At 59.5% G+C, this 19851-nt stretch carries 17 protein-coding genes and 1 pseudogene; 12 read left to right on the top strand and 6 right to left on the bottom strand.

The window, feature by feature from the left end; translation table 11 throughout:
• Positions 1-377: 377 nt before the first annotated feature.
• Genes GQF02_RS10770 through GQF02_RS10750 form a run of 5 tightly spaced genes read left to right on the top strand, consistent with a single transcriptional unit; the run spans position 378 to position 5454 of the window.
• Positions 378-1127, top strand: a complete 750-nt coding sequence (locus tag GQF02_RS10770; RefSeq protein WP_160797039.1) for an enoyl-CoA hydratase family protein — start codon at positions 378-380, stop codon at positions 1125-1127.
• A gap of 13 nt (positions 1128-1140) precedes the next feature.
• Entirely contained in the window at positions 1141-2292 is a 1152-nt protein-coding gene (locus tag GQF02_RS10765; protein WP_160797037.1) for an acyl-CoA dehydrogenase family protein, read from the top strand.
• 11 nt (positions 2293-2303) lie between these two features.
• Positions 2304-3359, top strand: a complete 1056-nt coding sequence (locus GQF02_RS10760) for an acyl-CoA dehydrogenase family protein (RefSeq protein WP_160797035.1) — start codon at positions 2304-2306, stop codon at positions 3357-3359.
• 12 nt (positions 3360-3371) lie between these two features.
• Entirely contained in the window at positions 3372-4523 is a 1152-nt protein-coding gene (locus tag GQF02_RS10755) for an acetyl-CoA C-acetyltransferase (RefSeq protein WP_160797033.1), read from the top strand.
• A 52-nt stretch (positions 4524-4575) separates the two neighbouring features.
• Positions 4576-5454, top strand: coding sequence for an SDR family oxidoreductase (locus GQF02_RS10750; protein WP_160797031.1), 879 nt, complete (start codon positions 4576-4578; stop codon positions 5452-5454).
• A 521-nt stretch (positions 5455-5975) separates the two neighbouring features.
• Here the strand turns inward: GQF02_RS10750 and GQF02_RS10745 are convergent.
• Both GQF02_RS10745 and GQF02_RS10740 read right to left on the bottom strand, forming a co-directional pair.
• A complete protein-coding gene (locus tag GQF02_RS10745; protein ID WP_220789432.1) occupies positions 5976-7016 on the bottom strand; it encodes a Rieske 2Fe-2S domain-containing protein in 1041 nt (346 codons plus the stop codon).
• Positions 7017-7138: 122 nt separating this feature from the next.
• Positions 7139-7900, bottom strand: coding sequence for an SDR family oxidoreductase (locus GQF02_RS10740; RefSeq protein WP_160797027.1), 762 nt, complete (start codon positions 7898-7900; stop codon positions 7139-7141).
• 158 nt (positions 7901-8058) lie between these two features.
• On the opposite strand from GQF02_RS10740, the gene GQF02_RS10735 reads away from it, so the two are divergent.
• Complete coding sequence (locus GQF02_RS10735; protein ID WP_160797025.1) at positions 8059-10179, top strand: FAD-dependent oxidoreductase; 2121 nt, start codon at positions 8059-8061, stop codon at positions 10177-10179.
• A gap of 72 nt (positions 10180-10251) precedes the next feature.
• On the top strand, positions 10252-11277 hold the full coding sequence (locus GQF02_RS10730) for an ABC transporter substrate-binding protein (RefSeq protein ID WP_160797023.1): 1026 nt from the start codon (positions 10252-10254) through the stop codon (positions 11275-11277).
• Positions 11278-11357: 80 nt separating this feature from the next.
• On the opposite strand, the pseudogene GQF02_RS15985 reads toward GQF02_RS10730, so the two are convergent.
• Positions 11358-11637: pseudogene (locus tag GQF02_RS15985) on the bottom strand (IS3 family transposase); the annotation flags it as partial.
• Positions 11638-12007: 370 nt separating this feature from the next.
• Between GQF02_RS15985 and phbB the strand changes: the two are divergent.
• Positions 12008-12745: an acetoacetyl-CoA reductase gene (phbB, locus tag GQF02_RS10725; RefSeq protein WP_160797021.1), complete on the top strand. Its 738-nt coding sequence runs from the start codon at positions 12008-12010 to the stop codon at positions 12743-12745.
• A gap of 105 nt (positions 12746-12850) precedes the next feature.
• Positions 12851-13336, top strand: coding sequence for a GAF domain-containing protein (locus GQF02_RS10720; RefSeq protein WP_160797219.1), 486 nt, complete (start codon positions 12851-12853; stop codon positions 13334-13336).
• A gap of 7 nt (positions 13337-13343) precedes the next feature.
• Here the strand turns inward: GQF02_RS10720 and GQF02_RS10715 are convergent, their stop codons facing one another.
• A complete protein-coding gene (locus tag GQF02_RS10715; RefSeq protein ID WP_160797019.1) occupies positions 13344-14399 on the bottom strand; it encodes a DNA-binding protein in 1056 nt (351 codons plus the stop codon).
• 255 nt (positions 14400-14654) lie between these two features.
• On the opposite strand from GQF02_RS10715, the gene GQF02_RS10710 reads away from it, so the two are divergent.
• The 3 genes from GQF02_RS10710 to blaOXA all read left to right on the top strand — a co-directional run bounded on the left by GQF02_RS10710 (position 14655) and on the right by blaOXA (position 17505).
• Entirely contained in the window at positions 14655-16151 is a 1497-nt protein-coding gene (locus tag GQF02_RS10710) for a carboxypeptidase M32 (RefSeq protein WP_160797017.1), read from the top strand.
• Positions 16152-16201: 50 nt separating this feature from the next.
• Entirely contained in the window at positions 16202-16591 is a 390-nt protein-coding gene (locus GQF02_RS10705; protein WP_160797015.1) for a glutaredoxin family protein, read from the top strand.
• 125 nt (positions 16592-16716) lie between these two features.
• Positions 16717-17505 (top strand): class D beta-lactamase, encoded by a 789-nt coding sequence (gene blaOXA, locus GQF02_RS10700; RefSeq protein ID WP_160797013.1) that lies wholly within the window; start codon positions 16717-16719, stop codon positions 17503-17505.
• A gap of 67 nt (positions 17506-17572) precedes the next feature.
• Here blaOXA and tldD read toward each other — a convergent pair whose 3' ends face one another.
• Together tldD and GQF02_RS10690 are read right to left on the bottom strand one after the other, a co-directional pair.
• Positions 17573-19024 carry a metalloprotease TldD gene (gene tldD, locus GQF02_RS10695; RefSeq protein WP_160797011.1) on the bottom strand — a complete coding sequence of 484 codons (1452 nt, stop codon included), beginning with the start codon at positions 19022-19024 and terminating at the stop codon, positions 17573-17575.
• A gap of 11 nt (positions 19025-19035) precedes the next feature.
• Positions 19036-19842 (bottom strand): carbon-nitrogen hydrolase family protein, encoded by an 807-nt coding sequence (locus tag GQF02_RS10690; protein WP_160797009.1) that lies wholly within the window; start codon positions 19840-19842, stop codon positions 19036-19038.
• Positions 19843-19851 lie beyond the last annotated feature (9 nt).

The following is a 19851-nucleotide window of genomic DNA, read 5'->3' as shown; positions in this document are numbered from 1 at the left end:
GAGGGGACTGTAGATGTGGCGCAATTCCAACTGCTTTGCGCCGCAAGCAGCCAATACGGCATTACATCTGACCGCGTATGCACATGTCAAATTTAGGCACTATTTTTGTCTCGCTATATCACCATCCGCGTAAGGGGAGGGAGGATCGCAACATGCGGGTAACTCACCAATACGCGGGCAAGGTCGAGCCGATAGTGGCTTACGGCCTGCGGCCTAAAATGTAGCGCGCATCGCATGCCCTCCACCGTACTACGCACGGAAATACAGCCTGCTGTTTAGCGCGGATTAGTCCGTTTGTAGTGCGCGTCGGCTGGTTTTTAGCCGGATGATGGCAAAAATCACCGCCATGACGGGCAGACAGCAGGAGGAAAGCGTCCATGTATTTTCAAACCACCTTGCACGACAACGGCGTAGCCGAGATCGTGATCGACCATAAACCGGTCAACGCGCTGCCTGCTGCCGGCTGGCATGCGCTGGCGGCCGAGATCGCCGTACGCGGCGACGATGCGCGCACTCGCGCCATCGTGATCCGCGCCGAGGGTCGCGGCTTTTGTGCCGGCGTCGACATCAAGGAACTGGCCGCCGACGACACGCTGATCGTCTCGGTCAATGCCGGCAACTATGAAACTTTCAAGGCGGTACACCGCAACAAGGTACCGGTGATTGCTGCCGTGCACGGCTTTGTACTGGGTGGCGGCATCGGCATTTGCGGCGCGGCCGACATCGTGATTGCGGCCGACAACGCAAGCTTTGGCCTGCCCGAAGTCGACCGCGGCGCGATGGGAGGTGCGGCACACCTGCAGCGCATGTTCGGCGTGCAGAAGACGCGTTATCTGTTTTTTACCGGCGAGATGATAGGTGCGGCGGAGGCGTTGCGCCTGGGAGCGCTCGAGCGCGTGGTGGCCGCAGCCGAGCTGCGGGACACCGCGCTGGAGGTGGCTGCGCGCATCGCCGCCAAGAGCCCGGCGATGATACGCATCGCCAAAGAGGCGCTGAACGGGGTCGAGGATGGCGATCTGGAAGCCAAATACCGCTGGGAGCAGGGCTTTACCCTGCAGGCGTATATGAGTCCGGACTCGGCCAAGACCCGGGACGCCTTTGTCGAAAAGCGCACGGCGCACTTTTAAGCGGAGCCTGGCCATGGACCTGCACTACACAGCAGAACAAAACGCCTTTCGCGCCGAAGTGCGCGCCTGGATGCAACAGCATGTGCCGCGCGAGGCACTGCCGGATTACGACACCTTTGAGGGCTTTCAGGCGCACCGCGCCTGGGAGAAGACGCTCAATAGCGCAGGCTACGCCGGCATCACCTGGCCTGAAGCGCTGGGTGGGCGCGGCGCCAGCCTGTTCGAGTGGCTGATCTTCGAGGAAGAGTATTGGGCAGCCGACGCGCCCTTGCGCCTGAACCAGAACGGCGTGTTCCTGTTGGGACCCACGCTGATGGAGTACGGCACCGAGGCGCAGAAGGCGCGCTTCTTGCCGCGCATGGCCGCCTGCGACGATATGTGGGCTCAAGCGTGGAGCGAGCCGGGTGCCGGTTCGGACATGGCGGCAATCCGCACCACGGCCGTGCGCGACGGCGACCATTACGTGATCAACGGCCAGAAAACCTGGTCGACGCGCGCACGCTGGGCCGACTGGATTTTCGGCCTGTTCCGCACCGAAGCCGGTTCACAGCGCCATCACGGCCTGTCCTATCTGCTGGTGCCGCTGGATACCCCCGGCGTGACGATACGGCCTATCCGCCAGCTCAACGGTCTGGCCGGCTTTGCCGAAATCTTCTTCGACAATGTGCGCGTGCCCGTCGACTGCTGTCTGGGCGCCGAGGGCGAGGGCTGGAATGTGGCGATGGCTACCGCCGGTTTCGAGCGCGGTCTGCTGCTGCGCTCGCCTGCGCGCTACCAGCAGACCGCGCGCCGCCTGCGCACGCTGTATCTGGCCAACCGCGACGCTGCCGACCGTGACTTGTCCATCCGCGATGCGGTGATACGCGCGATCTCGGCCACCGAGGCCTATGCGCTGTCGACCTACCGCACCGTCTCCATGCTGGCAAAGGGTAGCAAGATCGGGCCGGAATCGAGCACCAACAAGATTTTCTGGTCCGAGCTTGATCTGCTGCTGCACGACACCGCCTTGCGCATTCTGGGCAGTCGCGCCGAGCTGGATACGCCCGAGTCACGGCGCTGGATGGAGGGTTTCATGTTCGCGCAGGCCGGTCCAATCTACGCCGGCAGTAACGAGATTCAGCGCAATATCGTCGCCGAACGCATGCTCGGCATGCCGCGCCAGTAAAGGGGAATACGATGGACTTTACCTATACCGACGACCAGCGCGCATTTCGCGATGCCATGCGCGCTCTCCTGATGGTCGAAGCCAGCCCCGAACGCGTGCGCGAAGGCTGGGAGCTGGATGCAGGCATCAGCCCGCAGCTGCAAGAGCTGATCGCCGCGCAGGGCTTGAGTGCCTTGTCGGTGCCCGAGGCCTTTGGCGGACTGGGGCTTGCTGACACCGACTGGGCGCTGCTGAGCCAGGAATTCGGCTACTACGCGGTACCGGACGCTGCGCTCAATACCGCTTATCCGGCCGCCTGCCTGATCGCGGCGCTGCCCGATGCGCCATCCTTGCAGCAAGCGACCTTGCCGCGCCTGGCTGCCGGCGAGTTGCAACTTGCCATCAGCCATCCGCTTAACCCATTGGTGGCCGACGCCGATCGCGCCGATCTGGTACTGGCCTGGGCCGACTCGGAGGTGCATGCCGTACCGCGCAGCGCGGTCGATGTCAGTGCGCTGGCCAGCGTGGACCCGGCGCGGCGGCTGTACCGCGTCAGCCTGGAGACTGGCGCCGGCACCCGTGTGGCCGATGCGGCTCAGGGCGAGGTGCTGTGGCGAGAGCTCATCAACCGCAGCAACCTTGCCATCTGCGGCCAGCTGCTGGGGCTGACCCAGCGCATCCTTGATATTTCCATCGACTACAGCGCGCAGCGCAAGCAGTTCGGCAAGGCGATCGGCAGCTTCCAGGCGGTCAAGCACCATATGGCCGATGTGGCGGTACAAAGCGAATTCGCCAAACCGGTGTTCAATCGCGCGGCTTGGGCTGTCGAACATGGCCACCCCTTGCGCGACGTGTATGTGTCGCAGGCGCGTCTGGCCTGTAGCGAGGCGGCGGCACTGGCGGCGCGTAACGGCATCCAGCTGCATGGCGCGATGGGATACACCTGGGAGTGCGACCTGCAGATTTTCATGAAGCGCATCTGGGCGCTGGCATCGTCATGGGGCGACGCCGCGTTTCACAAGGCCCGCGTCGCCGACTGGCTGTTCGCGCCCGACACCGAGATCGGTCCAGGCAAAACCTTTATCTGACAAGGAAGCCCCATGGCTCAAGCTTATATCGTCGATGCCTTGCGCAGCCCCACAGGCAAACGCAAGGGTTCGCTCTCCGATGTGCACGCGGCCGACCTTGGCGCGCATGTGATTCGCGCCATCGTTGCTCGCAATGCGATTCCGGCCGAGGACTACGACGACGTGGTGTTCGGTTGTGTCGATACCATCGGTTCACAGGCCGGCGACATCGCCCGTACTTCATGGCTCGCTGCCGGCATGCCGCTGGCTGTACCCGGCACCACCATTGATCGCCAGTGTGGCTCCAGCCAGCAGGCGGTGCATTTTGCCGCGCAGGCGGTGATGTCCGGCACCATGGACGTGGTGCTGGCCGGCGGCGTGCAGACCATGACCCGCATCCCGATCTCGGCGGCGATGCTGGCAGGTCAAGCCTATGGCTACAGCACACCGTTTGCTGAAAGCCGGGGCTGGCAGGCGCGTTTTGGCGCCGCGCCGGTCAATCAGTTTTACGCCGCCCAGCGCATCGCCGATCACTGGGGCCTGTCGCGCGCAGCGATGGAAGCCTTCGCGCTGGAAAGCCACGCCAAGGCGCGCCACGCCACAGAAGAGGGCCATTTCGCGCGCGAGATTGTCGCGCTGAACGGCCTTGATTTTGACGAGACGGTGCGAGAGACCAGCCTCGCCAAAATGGCCGAGCTGGAGCCGGTTGATGCAGCCTACCCCGGCATCACCGCGGCGGTATCCAGCCAGACGGCCGATGCGTCTGCTGCCGTGCTGGTGGTGTCGGAGGCGGCGCTCAAGCGCTACGGCCTGACGCCACGTGCGCGCATCCACCACCTGTCGGTGCGCGGTGATGACCCGATCTGGCACTTGCGCGCGCCGATTCCGGCGACCGAATACGCGCTCAAGCGCTGCGGCATGAAGTTGTCCGATATCGACCTGGTTGAAATCAACGAAGCCTTCGCCTCGGTGGTGATGGCATGGCAGATCGAAACCGGCTTCGATCCGGCACGCATCAATGTTAACGGTGGCGCGATCGCGCTGGGCCACCCGCTGGGCGCCTCCGGCGCACGGCTGATGACCACCTTGTTGCACGAGCTGGAACGCACGGGCGGGCGCTTCGGCCTGCAGACCATGTGCGAAGGCGGCGGCCAGGCCAACGTCACCATTATCGAGCGTTTGTAAACATGGTGGAGCGCGGCCACGCGGCAGCCCCACACCAAGCATGGGAAACATCATGAAACACTGTGACAACCGTACCGTGATCATCACCGGCGCCGGCGGAGGTCTTGGCCGCGCTTATGCGCTGGCGCTGGCAGGCGAGGGCGCCAATGTCGTGGTCAACGATATCCGGCTGGAGGCAGCAGAAGCTGTCGTTGCCGACATTCAGGCCAGTGGCGGCAAGGCGCTGGCCAACGCCGGCGACATCTGCTCGCTCGATGGCGCGCGCGCCATCGTCGATGCGGCACTGGCCGCATTTGGCGAGGTGCACGCCGTGGTCAATAACGCGGGCATCCTGCGCGACCGCATGTTCGTGTCGCTGTCCGAGGATGACTGGGACGCAGTGATGCGCGTGCACCTGAAGGGGCATTTCTGCCTCTCTCGGGTGCTGGCTGAGCGCTGGCGCAACCTCAGCAAAGACGGCATCCAGATCGATGCGCGCATTATCAACACCGCCTCGGGCGCCGGGCTACAAGGCTCGATCGGCCAGTCCAACTACGCCGCAGCCAAGGGCGGCGTCGCGACGCTGACGCTGGTGCAGGCGGCCGAGCTTGCGCGCTACGGTATTACCGCCAATGCGCTGGCACCGGCGGCGCGCACCCATATGACCGAACAGGGCATGCCGGAGCTGGTGAAAAAGCCGGACGCCGGCTTCGACCACTACGACCCGGCCAATGTCGCGCCGCTGGTGGTGTGGCTGGCCAGCAAGGCAAGTGGCGGGGTGAGCGGCCAGGTGTTCGAGATCGAGGGCGACCGGGTATCGGTGTGCGATGGCTGGCGCTCGGGGCCGGAGGCGCGCAACGGCGGCAAGGCCTACCCGGTCGACGGCATTTCGACGGCGATACAGGGTTTGCTGGGTGTCGCTATCCCCGCCAAAAAAGTGTGGGGCAGTTAGCGGGCAACAGGCGAGTCAAACCTGAGCCAGGGATGGCGTGGGCTAAATGGCAAACTCCGGCGCATTAATGGGAGGACATCATGCAGCGCACGCCATCCCTTTTTCCATACGCCGACTCATCCACCGTACTCGCGGACAAAGCTGGGGGTGGCTTGTGGATAAACTCGGGAAGGCCTTGCCTGGCAATGCTTGGGATGGTCCGCCTAAAAAACAGGCAGCCATGGTTGTGGCACGAAGATGCACTGGCGGAACTGGGTATACGCCACGACTCCGCGCGTGCCCATCTGCACTTTATCTTCACCAAAACTGGTGTGCGCCGACAAACCGAACGGGTGCGTATCATGCTCAGCCAGCCACAGGCAGGCAAATTTGCCGGCTCCGGCAACCTCTCAAAGCAAAAAGGCAGATGCAAGCTGCCTTTTTCTTGTTTGGCTTAGTACATTGCGAACACCTGCCACGAAGGTAAGCTGCCGTGCAGCAAAAGCATAAAACCGGCCGAGGCCGGTTTTATGTTCTTCAATTTAGCGCTTGTCCCACGTCACGATCTCGACGCGTTCTGCCAGCTTGGCCGGCACCTGGTTCTCATCCATAAAGAACTGCTCGTACCATTCGCGCAGCTGATAGACCGGGCCGTCGCCTTCGGCCAGCACCGGGTTGTTGACGCGGATCTTGTTCTTCCAGATGTCCACATCCTGATAGAAGGAATTGCGGTTCTGCTGCACATAATTGCGTGCCAGCTCCGCGTTCTGCGCCTCGCTCCAGTCAGGCTGCTTTTTTACCAGCACGCCAAAACGCAGCTCGAAGCTGGTCTGGGTGATCGGCGTATTGGCATTGAGCAGAATCGATTCAACCACGCGCCCGTCAAACTCGGCACGCATGCGTGTCAGGTGCACGGCCGGGCCGTAGTACGCCGATTCGGCCACCAGATCGCCGCCCAGACGCTCGGAGTCGCCGTGGAATATCTGCTGCGCGATATGGCCTTCGAACACATTGGCAAAATACTTGGTCGGCGAGCCGTGCACCGGGCCGAAGTGCTGCGCGTCGGCCAGGTTGTCGACCAGCTCGCGCGGGTTGGTATCAATGATCAGCGTATCCAGCATCCAGTCGCTCGACCATTCGTCGCTGTCCAGCTCAGGCAGGTGCGGGATCACCACTTCCGCCGCCGGTGCCTTGCCCTCGGCGTTATGCCAGACAAACAGCAGGCCGTTTTCCTCGCAGGTCAGCCAGCGGCGGGTCTTGGCCTTGGGCGGCACGCGTTTGCAGTACGGTACCTCCTTGCACTTGCCGTCCGCACCGAAGCGCCAGTGATGAAAAGGACAGACCAGCAAGTCGCCCTCAACCGTGCCGCGCGACAGGTCGGCGCCCATATGCGGGCAGTACGCGTCCAGCACATGCACCTGCCCCTGGCTGTCGGCAAATGCGGCCAGACGGGTGCCGAACAGGTTCAGCGTATGCGCCTGCCCGTCATGGAAGTCGGCAGCAACGCCGATGCAGTGCCAGCCGCGGGCAAAGCGGGTAGGCAATTCGCTTTTGAATACGGGCAGCTCCAGGGAGATCGCCATATCAGTCATCTTTATCCTCCATCACGGGGTGTATCGCAGTAAAGACCTACTAGAGGGAGGGATGTTGCCGGTGAATGGCACGATCGGCCTCCCTGAAATGGACTAGGCAAACCTGGTTCGGCTTAAAAACGTTGCGGCCGCGACATGGCATCGATGCCGCCATCTGCTACCAGCAAGCTGCCATGCACATAGACGGCCGCATCGGAGGCGAGAAAGGCAATCACCTGTGCGATTTCGGCAGGTTGTGCGCGTCGCCCCAATGGCGGCAAAAAATCGCGTGTCGCTTTGCCTATCAGCGGGTCATCCATGCTTTGCTGCAAAAGCGGAGTTTCTACCGCGCCGGGTGCTACGGCATTCAGGCGAACGCCGGCCTCGCCCCAGATTTTGCTCTGGGCGCGGATATGGCAGACGATGGCATGCTTGGAGGCTGCGTAAGCCAGCATGCCGTGTCCGGCATCGGTGGCCAAAGTGCGGGCCTGCTCCTCATTGCCGGCCAAAAAAGCCTCGCGTAACGGGTGGCCATCCCAGTTGCCCTGTGTCGCGGCTACCGAGGCCACCACTACGGCATTGCCGCCTGAGGCGCGCAGTGCCTCGAATAGGCCGTCAAGCAAAACCGTGACGCCGAAGTAATTGACCGAGGCGACCAAAGCCGGGGGGTGATTGCCGCCAAGGCCTGCACAGCAAATCAGGCTGTCTATATGACCGTTACTTCTTTGCAGAACTTCACTGATGGCCTTGTCTCGTCCGCTTGCACAGGAGAGGTCGGCTTCGATATCGGCCCCCCTAAGGTCGATGCCGATAACACGGCAGCCTGCCGCGCTATAGTGCTGTGCGGTTGCGGCACCAATACCCGAGGCGCTACCGGTGATCACGATGGTTTTCATGCTGTCCCCTTTATTTGGATGCCGGGCCATTTTGTAAGCGTGCCAGGCCGGTGACACCCTCCATATGGACGATGTATGGCCTCTGGCTAAGGACGACATTGCCTTACCATACTGCCGACCCCAAGCCGGCGCGTCCAGACTCAAGCCAGGAGCCCTCGATGAGTGCGTATCCAGCCTTACTTTCGCCCGCCCGTATCGGTACGCTGCAACTGAAAAACCGCATTATGATGGCGCCGATGGGTTCCAACTTTGCCGAGCATGACGGCAGTTGCGGTGAACGCATCCAGGCTTATTACGAGGCGCGTGCCAAAGGCGGAGCCGGGCTATTGATTATGGGTGTGGTGTCGGTGGCTTTTCCGGCAGGCACCGCCGAGCCGTATCAGGTTGGCTTGTCTGACGACCGGTTTATTCCGGGCATGGCCGAAATTGCCCGCCGCGTGCATAGCCATGGCGGCAAGATTGCAGCGCAACTGCAACACGCAGGTAAAACAGCCATTCGCGATCTGGTTGATGGACGCGAGCTATGGGTGCCCTCCATGCCCAGGCAGCAAAATTCGGACATGATGGCGGCGCTCACCCCTCAAGAAAAGGCCGGCTTTATCAGTAACCAGATCAAGAGTGCGCCCAGAATACGCGTGATGGATCACGCCGATATTGCCCAGATGGTCGAATGGTTCGCCGCTGCGGCACTACGGGCCAAACAGGCCGGTTTTGACGGCGTCGAAATCCACGCCGGACACACCTATATCATTGCCGGCTTTCTATCTTCTTACACCAACTTGCGTGACGACGACTATGGCGGCAGCTTGCCTAAGCGTGCCCGCCTGATGTGTGAAGTGATACGTGCCGTCAAGGCGCGCTGCGGCGCAGGTTTTCCTGTCTGGGTGCGACTCGACGGTGAAGAAATCGACTTTGACGGCGGTGTCCGCCAGGAGGATGCGGTCACTGCTGCGCGTCTGGCCGAGGAAGCGGGTGCAGATGCGGTACATGTCTCTGCTTATGCTTCCACCCGCAAGGGGGCCAATTTTACGGTCGCGCCTCTGATGCAAAGCCCCGCCGCCTTGCTGCCATTGGCCGGAAAAATCAAAACCGCCATCGGTATCCCCGTGATTGCGGTAGGCCGGCTGGAACCTGGCGAAGCGAATAGCGCGATCGAAGCGGGTCTGTGCGATTTTGTTGCCATGGGGCGCAAACTGCTGGCTGACCCCGACTTGCCGATCAAGCTGATCGAAAACCGCGCACAAGCCATCCGCCCCTGTATCTATTGCTATGCCTGTGTCAGCCAGATTTTCATTAACGAGCGCGTCAAGTGCGCAGTCAACCCGCAAACCGGCCACGAGTACAAGCTACCCACCACACCGGCCGGGCAGGCGCGCCATGTCGTCGTAATCGGCGGCGGCCCAGCCGGTCTGGAGGCGGCGCGCAGTGCCGCCATGCGCGGTCATCGCGTCACGCTGCTGGAAAAAGGCAAACGCTTGGGTGGCACATTGTTTTTTGCCGCGCTGGCTTACCCGGAAAACGGCAAACTGCTGGATTATCTGCTGCATGAAGTACGGGTCTTGCCCATCGATATCCGCCTGGAGTTCGAAGCTAGCGCCGAGACGGTCGCGGCCTTGCAGCCTGACACCGTCATTGTCGCTAGCGGTGCACGCCGCGCAGCGCCTGCTCTTGCCGGTGTCGAGCAGTCCCATGTGTTTAGTGGCGATGAACTTCGGGCGCTGCTGACCGGCGATGGCGCGGAAGAAGTTGCCAGACGCAAGTTATCGCTGCCGCAGCGCGTCATGATGAAAGCGGGTAATTTGTCCGGCGTGACCGATAGCAGTGCCGCGCTGCAAAAGCTCAGCCACCTGTGGATGCCTTTGGGTGAACATGTCGCCATTATCGGTGGCGGCCTGGTCGGGCTGGAGTTGGCCGAGTTCTTGCTGGCGCGTAAGCGCAAGGTGACAGTGCTGGAGGAAAAGGGCTACTTCGGCCAGGAGTTATCTATCGTGCGCCGCTGGCGCGTGTTGCATGAGCTGAATGAACATGGGGTCACCCTGATAGCAGGCGCGACCGTGTCGCTGATCGATGGCCACACGCTCATTTACCATACCGCACAAGGAGAAGCGAGGCTAAAGGCCGACTCGGTGGTGTTGGCAACGGGAGCGCAGCCGGACAATACACTGGCGCTAAAACTGGAGCGGGCCGGGCTGGATGTCAGGCTGGCTGGTGATGCGGCTACATTGGGCTTTATCGAAGGTGCGCTGCGGGCGGGGCATGCAGCAGCTTTGGATGTTTGATTTTCTTGATGCTTCAGCTAACTTTGTTTAAAAACGGCTAAGTCATAAAACAATCGCAAGCTAGGAGGGAATATGCATATTCGAGGCCTGATTCTGGTGCTAACCAGCGCATGGGTGAGTCACGTGCAAGCTGCGGAACTTAACGTATTGTCATTCGGCGGTGCCAACAAGGCAGCACAGGAAATTGCATTTTACCAGCCCTTTCACAACAGCAGCGGCATAGTCGTCAATGGCGGTGACTACAACGGTGACTATTACCGGGAGATTGTTCAGGCTAAAAAACCAACTAAGCAATGGGACGTGGTTGAACTTTCCTCCCCGGAGCTTACTCGCGCCTGCAGTGAAGGACGACTGACCCGGCTGGACTGGAGCCGTATAGGCATGCCGGCAGATTTCGTCAATGGCAGCGTCACCGATTGTGGCGTCGGTATCTTCAGCTGGTCTGCAGTCTTGGCATACAACGCCGACCAAGTCGCGCGCGTGCCGAAAAACTGGCGGGACTTTTGGGACGTAAAAGGTATACCCGGCAAGCGCGGCATGCACCAAAGTGCACGCTATACGCTGGAGTTTGCCCTGATGGCCGATGGCGTGCCCCCGGCCGATGTCTACCAGGTGCTGGCGACGCCTGCCGGTGTGGATCGCGCTTTCAAAAAACTGTCACAGCTCAAGCCGCATATTGTCTGGTGGGAGTCGCCGGCACAACCAGCCAATATGCTGGCTTATGATCAGGTAGTGATGAGCGTGGCCTATAACGGCCGCATCACCGCCGCACAGAAAGACTGGCCCAAGCTGCGCGTAATGTGGAACGACAATATCTACAACCTCAACTACTGGGCCATTCCCAAGGGCGCCGACACTGACAATGCGACCCGCTTTGTCGTTTTTGCCAGCCAGCCGGAAAACCAGAAAAACTACGCCAGCTATATCGATTACGGCCCGACCCGCTTGTCGGCGCTGCAACTACTCCCCGCGGAGACGGCTGTGCGTATGCCGACAGCGCCTGCCAATCTCGCACACGCCACACCTATAGACAGTGCTTTCTGGGTCAAGCATGGTCAGGCACTGGAGATGCGCTTTAATGCCTGGCTAAGCCATTAAGCGCAACAGGGCAGGGGGCTAGGATCGCCACGAAGCGGGTAACACCCCGCCCGCACATACCCTACCTATGCTCTTGTGAGTCAGGCAGGTATTGCCTGCTCGCTCAGACTGCGATAGTAGTTTGCTTCTGCCTCCGCTGGCGGAATGTAACCGAGAGGCACCAGCAAACGTTGCTGATTGAACCCATTCCAGCGTCGTCAACGCTACGGACTTCATGTTCGTTCATGGGCTCCGGCGATGAATAACCTCCGCCTTGTACAGGCCGTTGATGATTTTCGCATGCGCATTGTCGTAGCAGTCCGCAGTACTGCCAACTGAAGGTTCGATGCTGGCTTTGGTCTGTTGCGTGGTATAGCGGATCATACATGGCAGACAAGCTCCGCCTCTGCGAAATACGCACACAGCGCGCTCGCGTATTTATGCTACAAATTCCAGCAGACAAAAATAAAACCTACAAGATGTTCAGTGTAGTGTCGCAGTAAATATCACAGAAACCCCAATAACCACGTAACTACTAGTATTTCGTATAATGTGCATTATGTAAAATAATATGCACCACGCAACTAAAGTACAAACACGCCATGCCCCACCCTTGGTTGTCAGAATGATGTGCACTTGCGCAACACTTTTTCGAGTGAATGCTCGGCATCCTTGTTTTGGTTGTCTGTTTTCAGCATGCTGCAGTAATGCAATGCATGTACTTTGATAAAACCAAATAAAGGAGACAATCATGAACAAGCGTATTGCACTGGTCACTGGTGGCATGGGGGGCATCGGTTCGGCTATTTGCCGTGCTCTGGCCGATGCGGGGCATACCGTTGTGACTACCTATAGCAAGCCCGGCAAGGAAAGCGCCTGGCTTGCCGATATGAAAACTGGCGGTTACGATTTTCACGCATTTCAGTGTGATGTAACCGATTTTGATGCTTGCCAAGATTTGGTGGCAGCCATTACCGCTGAAATTGGTGCCATTGATGTGGTGGTCAATAATGCTGGGATTACCCGTGATGCTTCGTTCCGCAAAATGAGCAAGCAGGATTGGGATGCGGTGCTGCGTACCAATCTGGACTCGGTTTTCAATACGGCCAAACCTACGGTTGATGGCATGATGGAGCGAGGCTGGGGTCGTATTATCAGTATTTCGTCCATTAACGGTCAGAAAGGCCAGTTTGGTCAAACCAACTATTGTTCGGCCAAGGCCGGCATGCACGGTTTTACCATGGCGCTAGCGCAAGAGGTTGCGCGTAAAGGTGTCACGGTTAATACGATTTCTCCGGGTTATATCGGTACCGATATGGTGATGGCAGTGCCTGAGGAGGTGCGTAGCAAGATCATTGCGCAAATACCTGTGGGCCGTCTGGGTAAGCCTGAGGAAATTGCCAGTCTGGTCGCCTACCTCGCTTCCGATGCGGCAGCCTTTATTACCGGCGCTGATTTTGCCATCAATGGCGGACAGCACATGATGTAATGCCGGATTGTCCCGCTGCCGAGTGAATGCCCGCCCGTGTGGCGGGTGTTCTTTTTTGCATGTTCCGGTTAGGCTTGCCGTTTCGTAAATGTGCCGGGTGAAAAAATGTCATATCAAGTTGCCGTGTCCGGTGGTGATAAAGCGCAACGTTATGCGGAGATATTGCCACAGTTGCAGGCTTTGATTGCCTCCGAACAGGATCAGATTGCCTCGCTTGCTAATGTATCCGCGGCTTTAAATGCCTGTTTCGATTGGCTTTGGGTCGGTTTTTATCTGGTTAAAGGGCCGCAGTTGGTGCTTGGGCCATTTCAGGGGCCATTGGCTTGCACCCGCATTGATTTTGGCAAAGGGGTATGTGGTGCAGCCTGGCAGCAAGGCTGCACCCTGCTGGTTCAGGATGTGGATGCTTTCCCTGGCCATATTGCATGTTCTTCGCTGGCCAGATCCGAAGTCGTGGTGCCGGTCTTTGATAGCCAAGGCGTGGTGAAGGCCGTTCTGGATATCGACTCAAGCCGGCTGGGCGAATATGACGAGATTGATCGCGCCGCACTTGAGCAATTAGCCACCTGGCTGACACCATTATTCGACTAAGGCGTAATTAGCCGATCAGCGCCTTGTGTAAATAATCGTAGCGTTCAGCTTCGGTCAATAGACCCAGTGCCTCTCCTTGTGTGGTGACGAGCATGGTCAGGCGCGCGACAATGCGCTCTTCTTGTGCGGCGACAGCGCCATGGGCCAGAGCCAAATCGCCGGATAGTTGCAGCAACTTTTCGGATGCGGCTCTGCCCTGCTCTTTTTCTGCCTGCAAAGCCACTTCAAGTTCGTCGCGGCGCTCGGTCAGCCCTTCGAGTTTGGCCTTTATATGGCCTATCTCACGTTCGCGCCCAGCCAGGCGTTCTTGCCACAGAGCTTCTACTCTTGCTGTTTCCTGTCGTGCCTGTTGCGTTTCGTTTTCCAGTCGTTGCCTCTCCTGCTGCATTTGTTTGCGTTCTTCTTCTATCTGCTCGTACAGCCTGATGCGCAAGCCCTCAAGGCGCTCATAAGCGAGCGCCTCGCGTTTTTCGGCTTCGACTCTGACTTCTTGTAACTGTCGCTTGGTTTCTTCTTCTGCTTCAAGCAGCTTGGCGGTCAGCTGCGCCTCGGTCGCAATTATTTGCACCTCGGCGTGGCTTAATTTTTCGGAGATCTGTTTATGCAGTTCCTGCTGTTGCTGCCTGGCCTGTGTTTCGGCTTGCAAGGCAGAAGCCGTTTCTGCCTGCCGCTTTTCACCGAGTTCAAGTGCCTGTGCTTGCTCGGCGAGTAAAGCGAGTCTGTCCTCTGCTAGCTGCTGTGCTGTTTGCAGTTGTGCCTGTAGCTGTACGCGCTCGGTCACGATTTCGGCACGCATGACGTCCAGTGCATTTTCAGCGTGCTCGCAAGCTTGTTGCCAGACGACTTCAAACGCTTCCGATAGTGCCAAAGGCAAGTCCGGCCGCCGTGCCGAAGTGGCCATTTTTGCGAGGAATTCTTGACGCCACAGTTTGAGGGTGTTGTTGATGGTGGTGTTGGAGCCGCTGCCTAATCGTGCCCTGACCTCGACCACGGTTGGCCAGGTGCCTTCTGCCAGTAGTTCGAATGCTGCCGTGCGTATACGGGCGTAAATATCTTCAGCCATGGTGCTACTTCCTGTTGGTGTTTATTGCGATATTTTACCATGTAAAATTATTACGTAATACATGAAATACAAAATCATAATAATAATATTTTTCCGATAATTATACTTATCGGAATTTTTTACCGGCCACGGATAAAATTGGGGCCCATACACAGGGCAAGGTAATTTTTAACCCAAGTCTTGGCCGATATAGGTCAAGACCCAGATAAAATCACCCATACGCATCACGCGCACACACCTTTCAACGGAGTCCTCATGTCCAACTCGTCTTATGCCGCGCTAGTGGCCAGCTTTACCCGGCTTTACCGTTACCAGCATCTGGCGGCGATGGTCGGCTGGGATCAGGCGGCCATGATGCCGACCAAGGGCAATGAGGCGCGTGGCGCGGCCATGGCCGAGTTGCAGGTCTTGATGCACCGCACGCTGACTGACCCTACCCTCAAAACGCTATTGAAAGAGGCCGAAACGGAAGCCACCGATAACGCAACCCGCGCATCTCTGCGTGAAATGAAGCGGGTATGGCAGCAGGCCAACCTGCTGCCCGAGCGCCTGGTGGAGGCATCCAGTCTTGCCGGCTCGCGTTGCGAGCATGGCTGGCGTACACAGCGTGCCGCCAACGACTGGACAGGTTTTTTGCAAAACTTCCGCCCCGTCGTCGAATGCGCGCGGGAAAAAGCACAGCGCCTGGCCGAGGCCAGCGGACTAGCCCCTTACGACGCGCTACTCGAGCAGTTCGAGCCTGGCATGCATAGCACGCAACTCACGCACATCTTCGGCGAGGTCAAAAGCTGGCTGCCGGGCCTGATTCGTGAGGTGATGGACAAGCAGGCCGGCGAAGTCACGCTAAGCCCTGACGGCCCTTTTCCCGTCGCAGCACAGCGCGCACTGGGGCTGGAAATCATGGGCTTGCTGGGGTTCGATTTTGACGCCGGCCGGCTGGACATCTCCCTGCATCCGTTTTGTGGCGGGGTGGCCGAGGATGTGCGCATCACCACACGCTACCGTGAAGACGATTTCATGCAGAGCATGATGGGCATCGTGCATGAAACCGGTCATGCCTGTTACGAGCAGCATCTGCCAAGAGACTTGGTCCACCTTCCGGTCGGGCAGGCGCGCTCGATGGGCATACACGAAAGCCAGAGCCTGGCCTTTGAAATGCAACTGGGGCGCAGTCCGGCATTTCTCGAGCTGATCACGCCGCTGGTGAAAAAGCATCTGGGCGATCAGGTAGCACTGGATAGCGCCAACCTTGCCCGGCTTTATAGCCGGGTCAAACCCGGGCTGATCCGCGTCGACGCCGACGAGCTGACCTACCCCGCGCACATCATCCTGCGTTTCGAGATCGAGGCGGCGCTGATTGCCGGCGAAATAGAGGCCGAGGACATTCCGGCACTATGGGATGAAAAAATGCAGGTTGCGCTTGGCCTGGACACGCGCGGCAACTACCGCGACGGCTGCTTGCAGGATATTCACTGGACCGATGGCAGTTTCGGCTACTTTCCCAGCTATACACTGGGCGCGATGTACGCCGCTCAATATTTCGCCACCTTACGCCGGGATACCCCCGAGCTGGAAACGCACATCCGCACCGGCAATCTGGCTCCGGTCACGGGCTGGCTGGATAGCCACATCTGGCGACAGGGCAGCCTGCTGGAAACGCCGGCGCTGATTCTGCAAGCTAGTGGCGAGGCGCTGAACCCGGCGTATCTGCGCGCACATCTGGAACAACGTTATCTGGCAGACAGCCAGTAAGCCATTCAGGTAAACTGCCGGCCAAAGCACACATAAAAGGGAAACGCATCATGTTTATCAAGGCTTTACGTGTAGGGCTGGGGCAGCTGATTGTTGGCATCGACTTTTTGACCCGCCCGGGCAAACTCAAACGCAGTCCGGCCGAGCAGGCCGATGTTGACGCCGCCACGGAGTCGCTCGCGCTTTACCAGTTCCACGCCTGTCCGTTCTGCGTCAAGACACGGCGCACCCTGCACAAATTGAACCTGAATATCGCGCTGCTCGATGCCAAAAACGATGTGGCCGCGCGCTCGCGCCTGCAAAGTGAAGGCGGCAAGGTGCAGGTGCCGTGTTTGCGCATAGAAGAAGGCGGAAAGACACGCTGGCTGTATGAATCCAAAGCCATTATCGCCTATCTGGAACAGCGTTTTGATCCGGCTCTCGCCAAACAAACGGCCTGATCGCAGCGCGCCTGCCCATGCTTGCGGGCAGGCGCGCCTGTTACACCACGCCCCCGCTTGAACCTCATCGCATACCGGTTTTGTTTTAGCATCCTCTGCTACTTGTTACATTCCGGTCTATATTGATGTCCCGATCCCTGTCCCTTGCCCTGTTTTGCATCAGCTTGTCGGCGCTACCGGCTCAAGCTACCAGCTGTTTTCTGGTTCAGGATAGTCAGGGCAAAACCGTCAGCCGCCAGGGCGAATGTAGCACCCGCATGTCGCCCGCCTCCACGTTCAAGATTCCGTTAAGCCTGATGGGCTACGACAGCGGATTTTTGCGCACAGCGACGCTGCCTGCACTGCCTTACAACGGCAAGGACGAAGCCTTTTTGCCACAGTGGGCGCAAACCACCACGCCCGCACACTGGATGCGCTATTCGGTGGTGTGGTATTCGCAACGGCTGACGCAAAGCCTGGGGATGGATAAATTCCAGCGCTATGTCGATGCTTTTGCATACGGCAACCGCGATCTGAGCGGCAATATGGGCAAGCATGATGGCCTGACCCAGTCATGGCTGGGTTCTTCGCTGGCCATCAGCCCCGACGAGCAGGCCGCCTTCCTCACCAGACTGGTCAGGCACGAACTGCCGGTGTCGGATGAAGCTTACCGCTGCACGCGCGACATTCTCCGCTTGCCCGATATGGATGGCTGGCAGATTTATGGCAAGACAGGCAACGCCAGCCGGCGCTCGGCGCGCGGCGAAAAACTGCAGACCGGCTGGTTTGTCGGCTGGGCCAGCAAGGGCGGGCGTACGCTGGTCTTTGTGTCCAACCTCCATGACGAAACGCCCAACACCACATTCGCTTCGCAACGCGCCAGGGCCATCTGGCTGGAAAAACTGCCTGCGATATTGCAACATGCAACACACTAAGCGCAGATAAAGAAAAGAGCCCGGACGTCCACATACGTCCGGGCTCTTTGGCTGTTTCAACTACCTGTTAGCTGCCAGTACCGCCTATGGTCAGTCCGCCATCTATACGCAGGGTTGGCTGGCCTACGCCTACCGGCACGCTCTGCCCTTCTTTGCCGCAGACACCAACACCGGTATCCAGCGCCAGATCATGACCTATCATGCTGACCTGGGTCAGTACATCGGGGCCATTGCCGATCAGCGTTGCGCCCTTGACCGGGTAAGCGAGTTTGCCGTTTTCGATTTTCCATGCTTCGGACGCGGAAAACACGAATTTTCCGCTGGTGATGTCGACCTGGCCGCCACCGAAATTTACCGCATACAGACCATCCTTGACCGAGGCGATGATCTCTTCCGGATCATGCTGACCGGCCAGCATGTAGGTGTTGGTCATGCGCGGCATAGGGATATGGGCGTAGGATTCGCGCCGGCCGTTGCCGGTGGCTGCCATCCCCATCAGGCGCGCATTCATCGCGTCCTGCATATAGCCCTTGAGTATGCCGTCTTCGATCAGGGTGGTGCATTGTGTCAGCGCACCCTCGTCATCGACCGATAGCGAACCGCGACGTCCGGCAAGCGTGCCATCGTCGACAATGGTCACACCCTTGGCGGCGACCCGCTCGCCTATGCGCCCGGAGAAAGCCGATGTGCCCTTGCGGTTAAAGTCACCCTCAAGGCCGTGACCGATAGCTTCATGCAGCAAGACACCGGGCCAGCCTGCGCCCAGCACCACAGTCATCTGGCCTGCCGGTGCCGCTTGCGCTTTCAGATTGGTGGTGGCTTCTTTGACCGCGCGCTCGACATAGCCGGTCACGATCTCGTCGGTAAAGTAGGTCAGATCGAAGCGCCCGCCGCCACCGGCGCCGGCCTGCTCGCGCCGGCCGTTTTCTTCGACAATCACCATCACCGATACGCGGCACAAGGGGCGCACATCGGCTGCACGCACGCCATCGGCACGAGCAAGGTAGATCACATCATATTCGGAGGCGACGCTGGCCATCACCTGGATAATGCGCGGGTCGCGGGCACGGGCGATGCGCTCGATACGATGCAGCAACTCGACCTTGGCCGCCGCTTCCAGGCTGTGGCAAGGGTCGATGGCGGGATAAAGCGCCGCACCTGTCGTGATGCGCGGCGTTTCGACCTTGATTTGCCCATCCCCACCGCCCGCGCCGATGGCGCGTACGGTGTCGGCGGCGCGCGCAAGCGACGCCGCGCTGATTTCGTCGGCATAAGCGAAGGCAGTCTTTTCGCCGGAGACGGCACGTACCCCGACCCCTTGGTCGATGCTGAAGCTACCGGCTTTGACGATACCTTCTTCCAGACTCCACGCCTCGTTGCGGGTGTACTGGAAATACAGGTCGGCATAGTCGACGCCATGGCCTTGCATGCGGCCGAATGTGGCGTCCAGCACAGATTCGCTGATCCCGCCCGGGGATAGCAGCAGCGTATCGGCTGCCTGATGGGTTGTTTGGTTCATTATGTTCACTCTCAGGCTAATGTGCGGTGCGCCAGCGCCGGCAAACGGCTGCGCACCGACTGGATCAGTTTGGGGTCGAGATCGGCCAGCACCAGGCCCTCGCCTTCGGGCAACTCGGCCAGAATGCGCCCCCACGGGTCGATAATCATGCTGTGGCCATGGGTGCGCCGGCCATTTTCATGCAGCCCGCCCTGGGCTGCGGCAACCAGATAACACTGGTTCTCGATGGCACGCGCACGCAGCAGGATTTCCCAATGCGCTTCGCCAGTGATGGCGGTAAATGCTGCCGGCAGTAGCAAGAGATCAAACGGCGCCAGCATGCGAAACTGCTCAGGAAAACGCAGATCGTAACAGATACCGAAAGCGACGTCGGCCAGTGGCGTGGCCACTTTAAGCGGCTGGCTGCCCGGCGCGATGGTATCGGCCTCGGCATAGCGCTCGCCAAGGCCGGAAAAGCCGAACAGATGAATCTTGTCGTAGCTTGCTACCTGCACCCCATCGGGGTTGAACAGCAGGCAGCTGTTATACACCTTGTCCGCCTCCGGGCATTGCAAAGGCAGCGTGCCGGCACATAGCCACACTCCGTTGTCGCGCGCCATGCGCGCCAAGGCATCCTGCAAGGGGCCGCTGCCGGCTTGTTCGGCCAACGCAAGCTTGTCGCGCTCGTTTTGCCCCATCAGACAGAAATATTCGGGTAACACCACCAAAGCCGCTCCAGCGGCCGCCGCCTCCTGTACCCAGTGGCGGGCACGTTCAAGATTGGCGGCAACCGAGGTGCCGGACACCATTTGTACGGCGGCTGCACGGAATGTTTGCAAAGCGCGGGT

The sequence above is a fragment of the Craterilacuibacter sinensis genome, from assembly GCF_009831765.1.
Classification (GTDB): Bacteria; Pseudomonadota; Gammaproteobacteria; order Burkholderiales; family Chromobacteriaceae; genus Craterilacuibacter; species Craterilacuibacter sinensis.
Note: the sequence above shows the minus strand (reverse complement) of the source record. Positions and strands in the feature narration are given on the sequence as shown.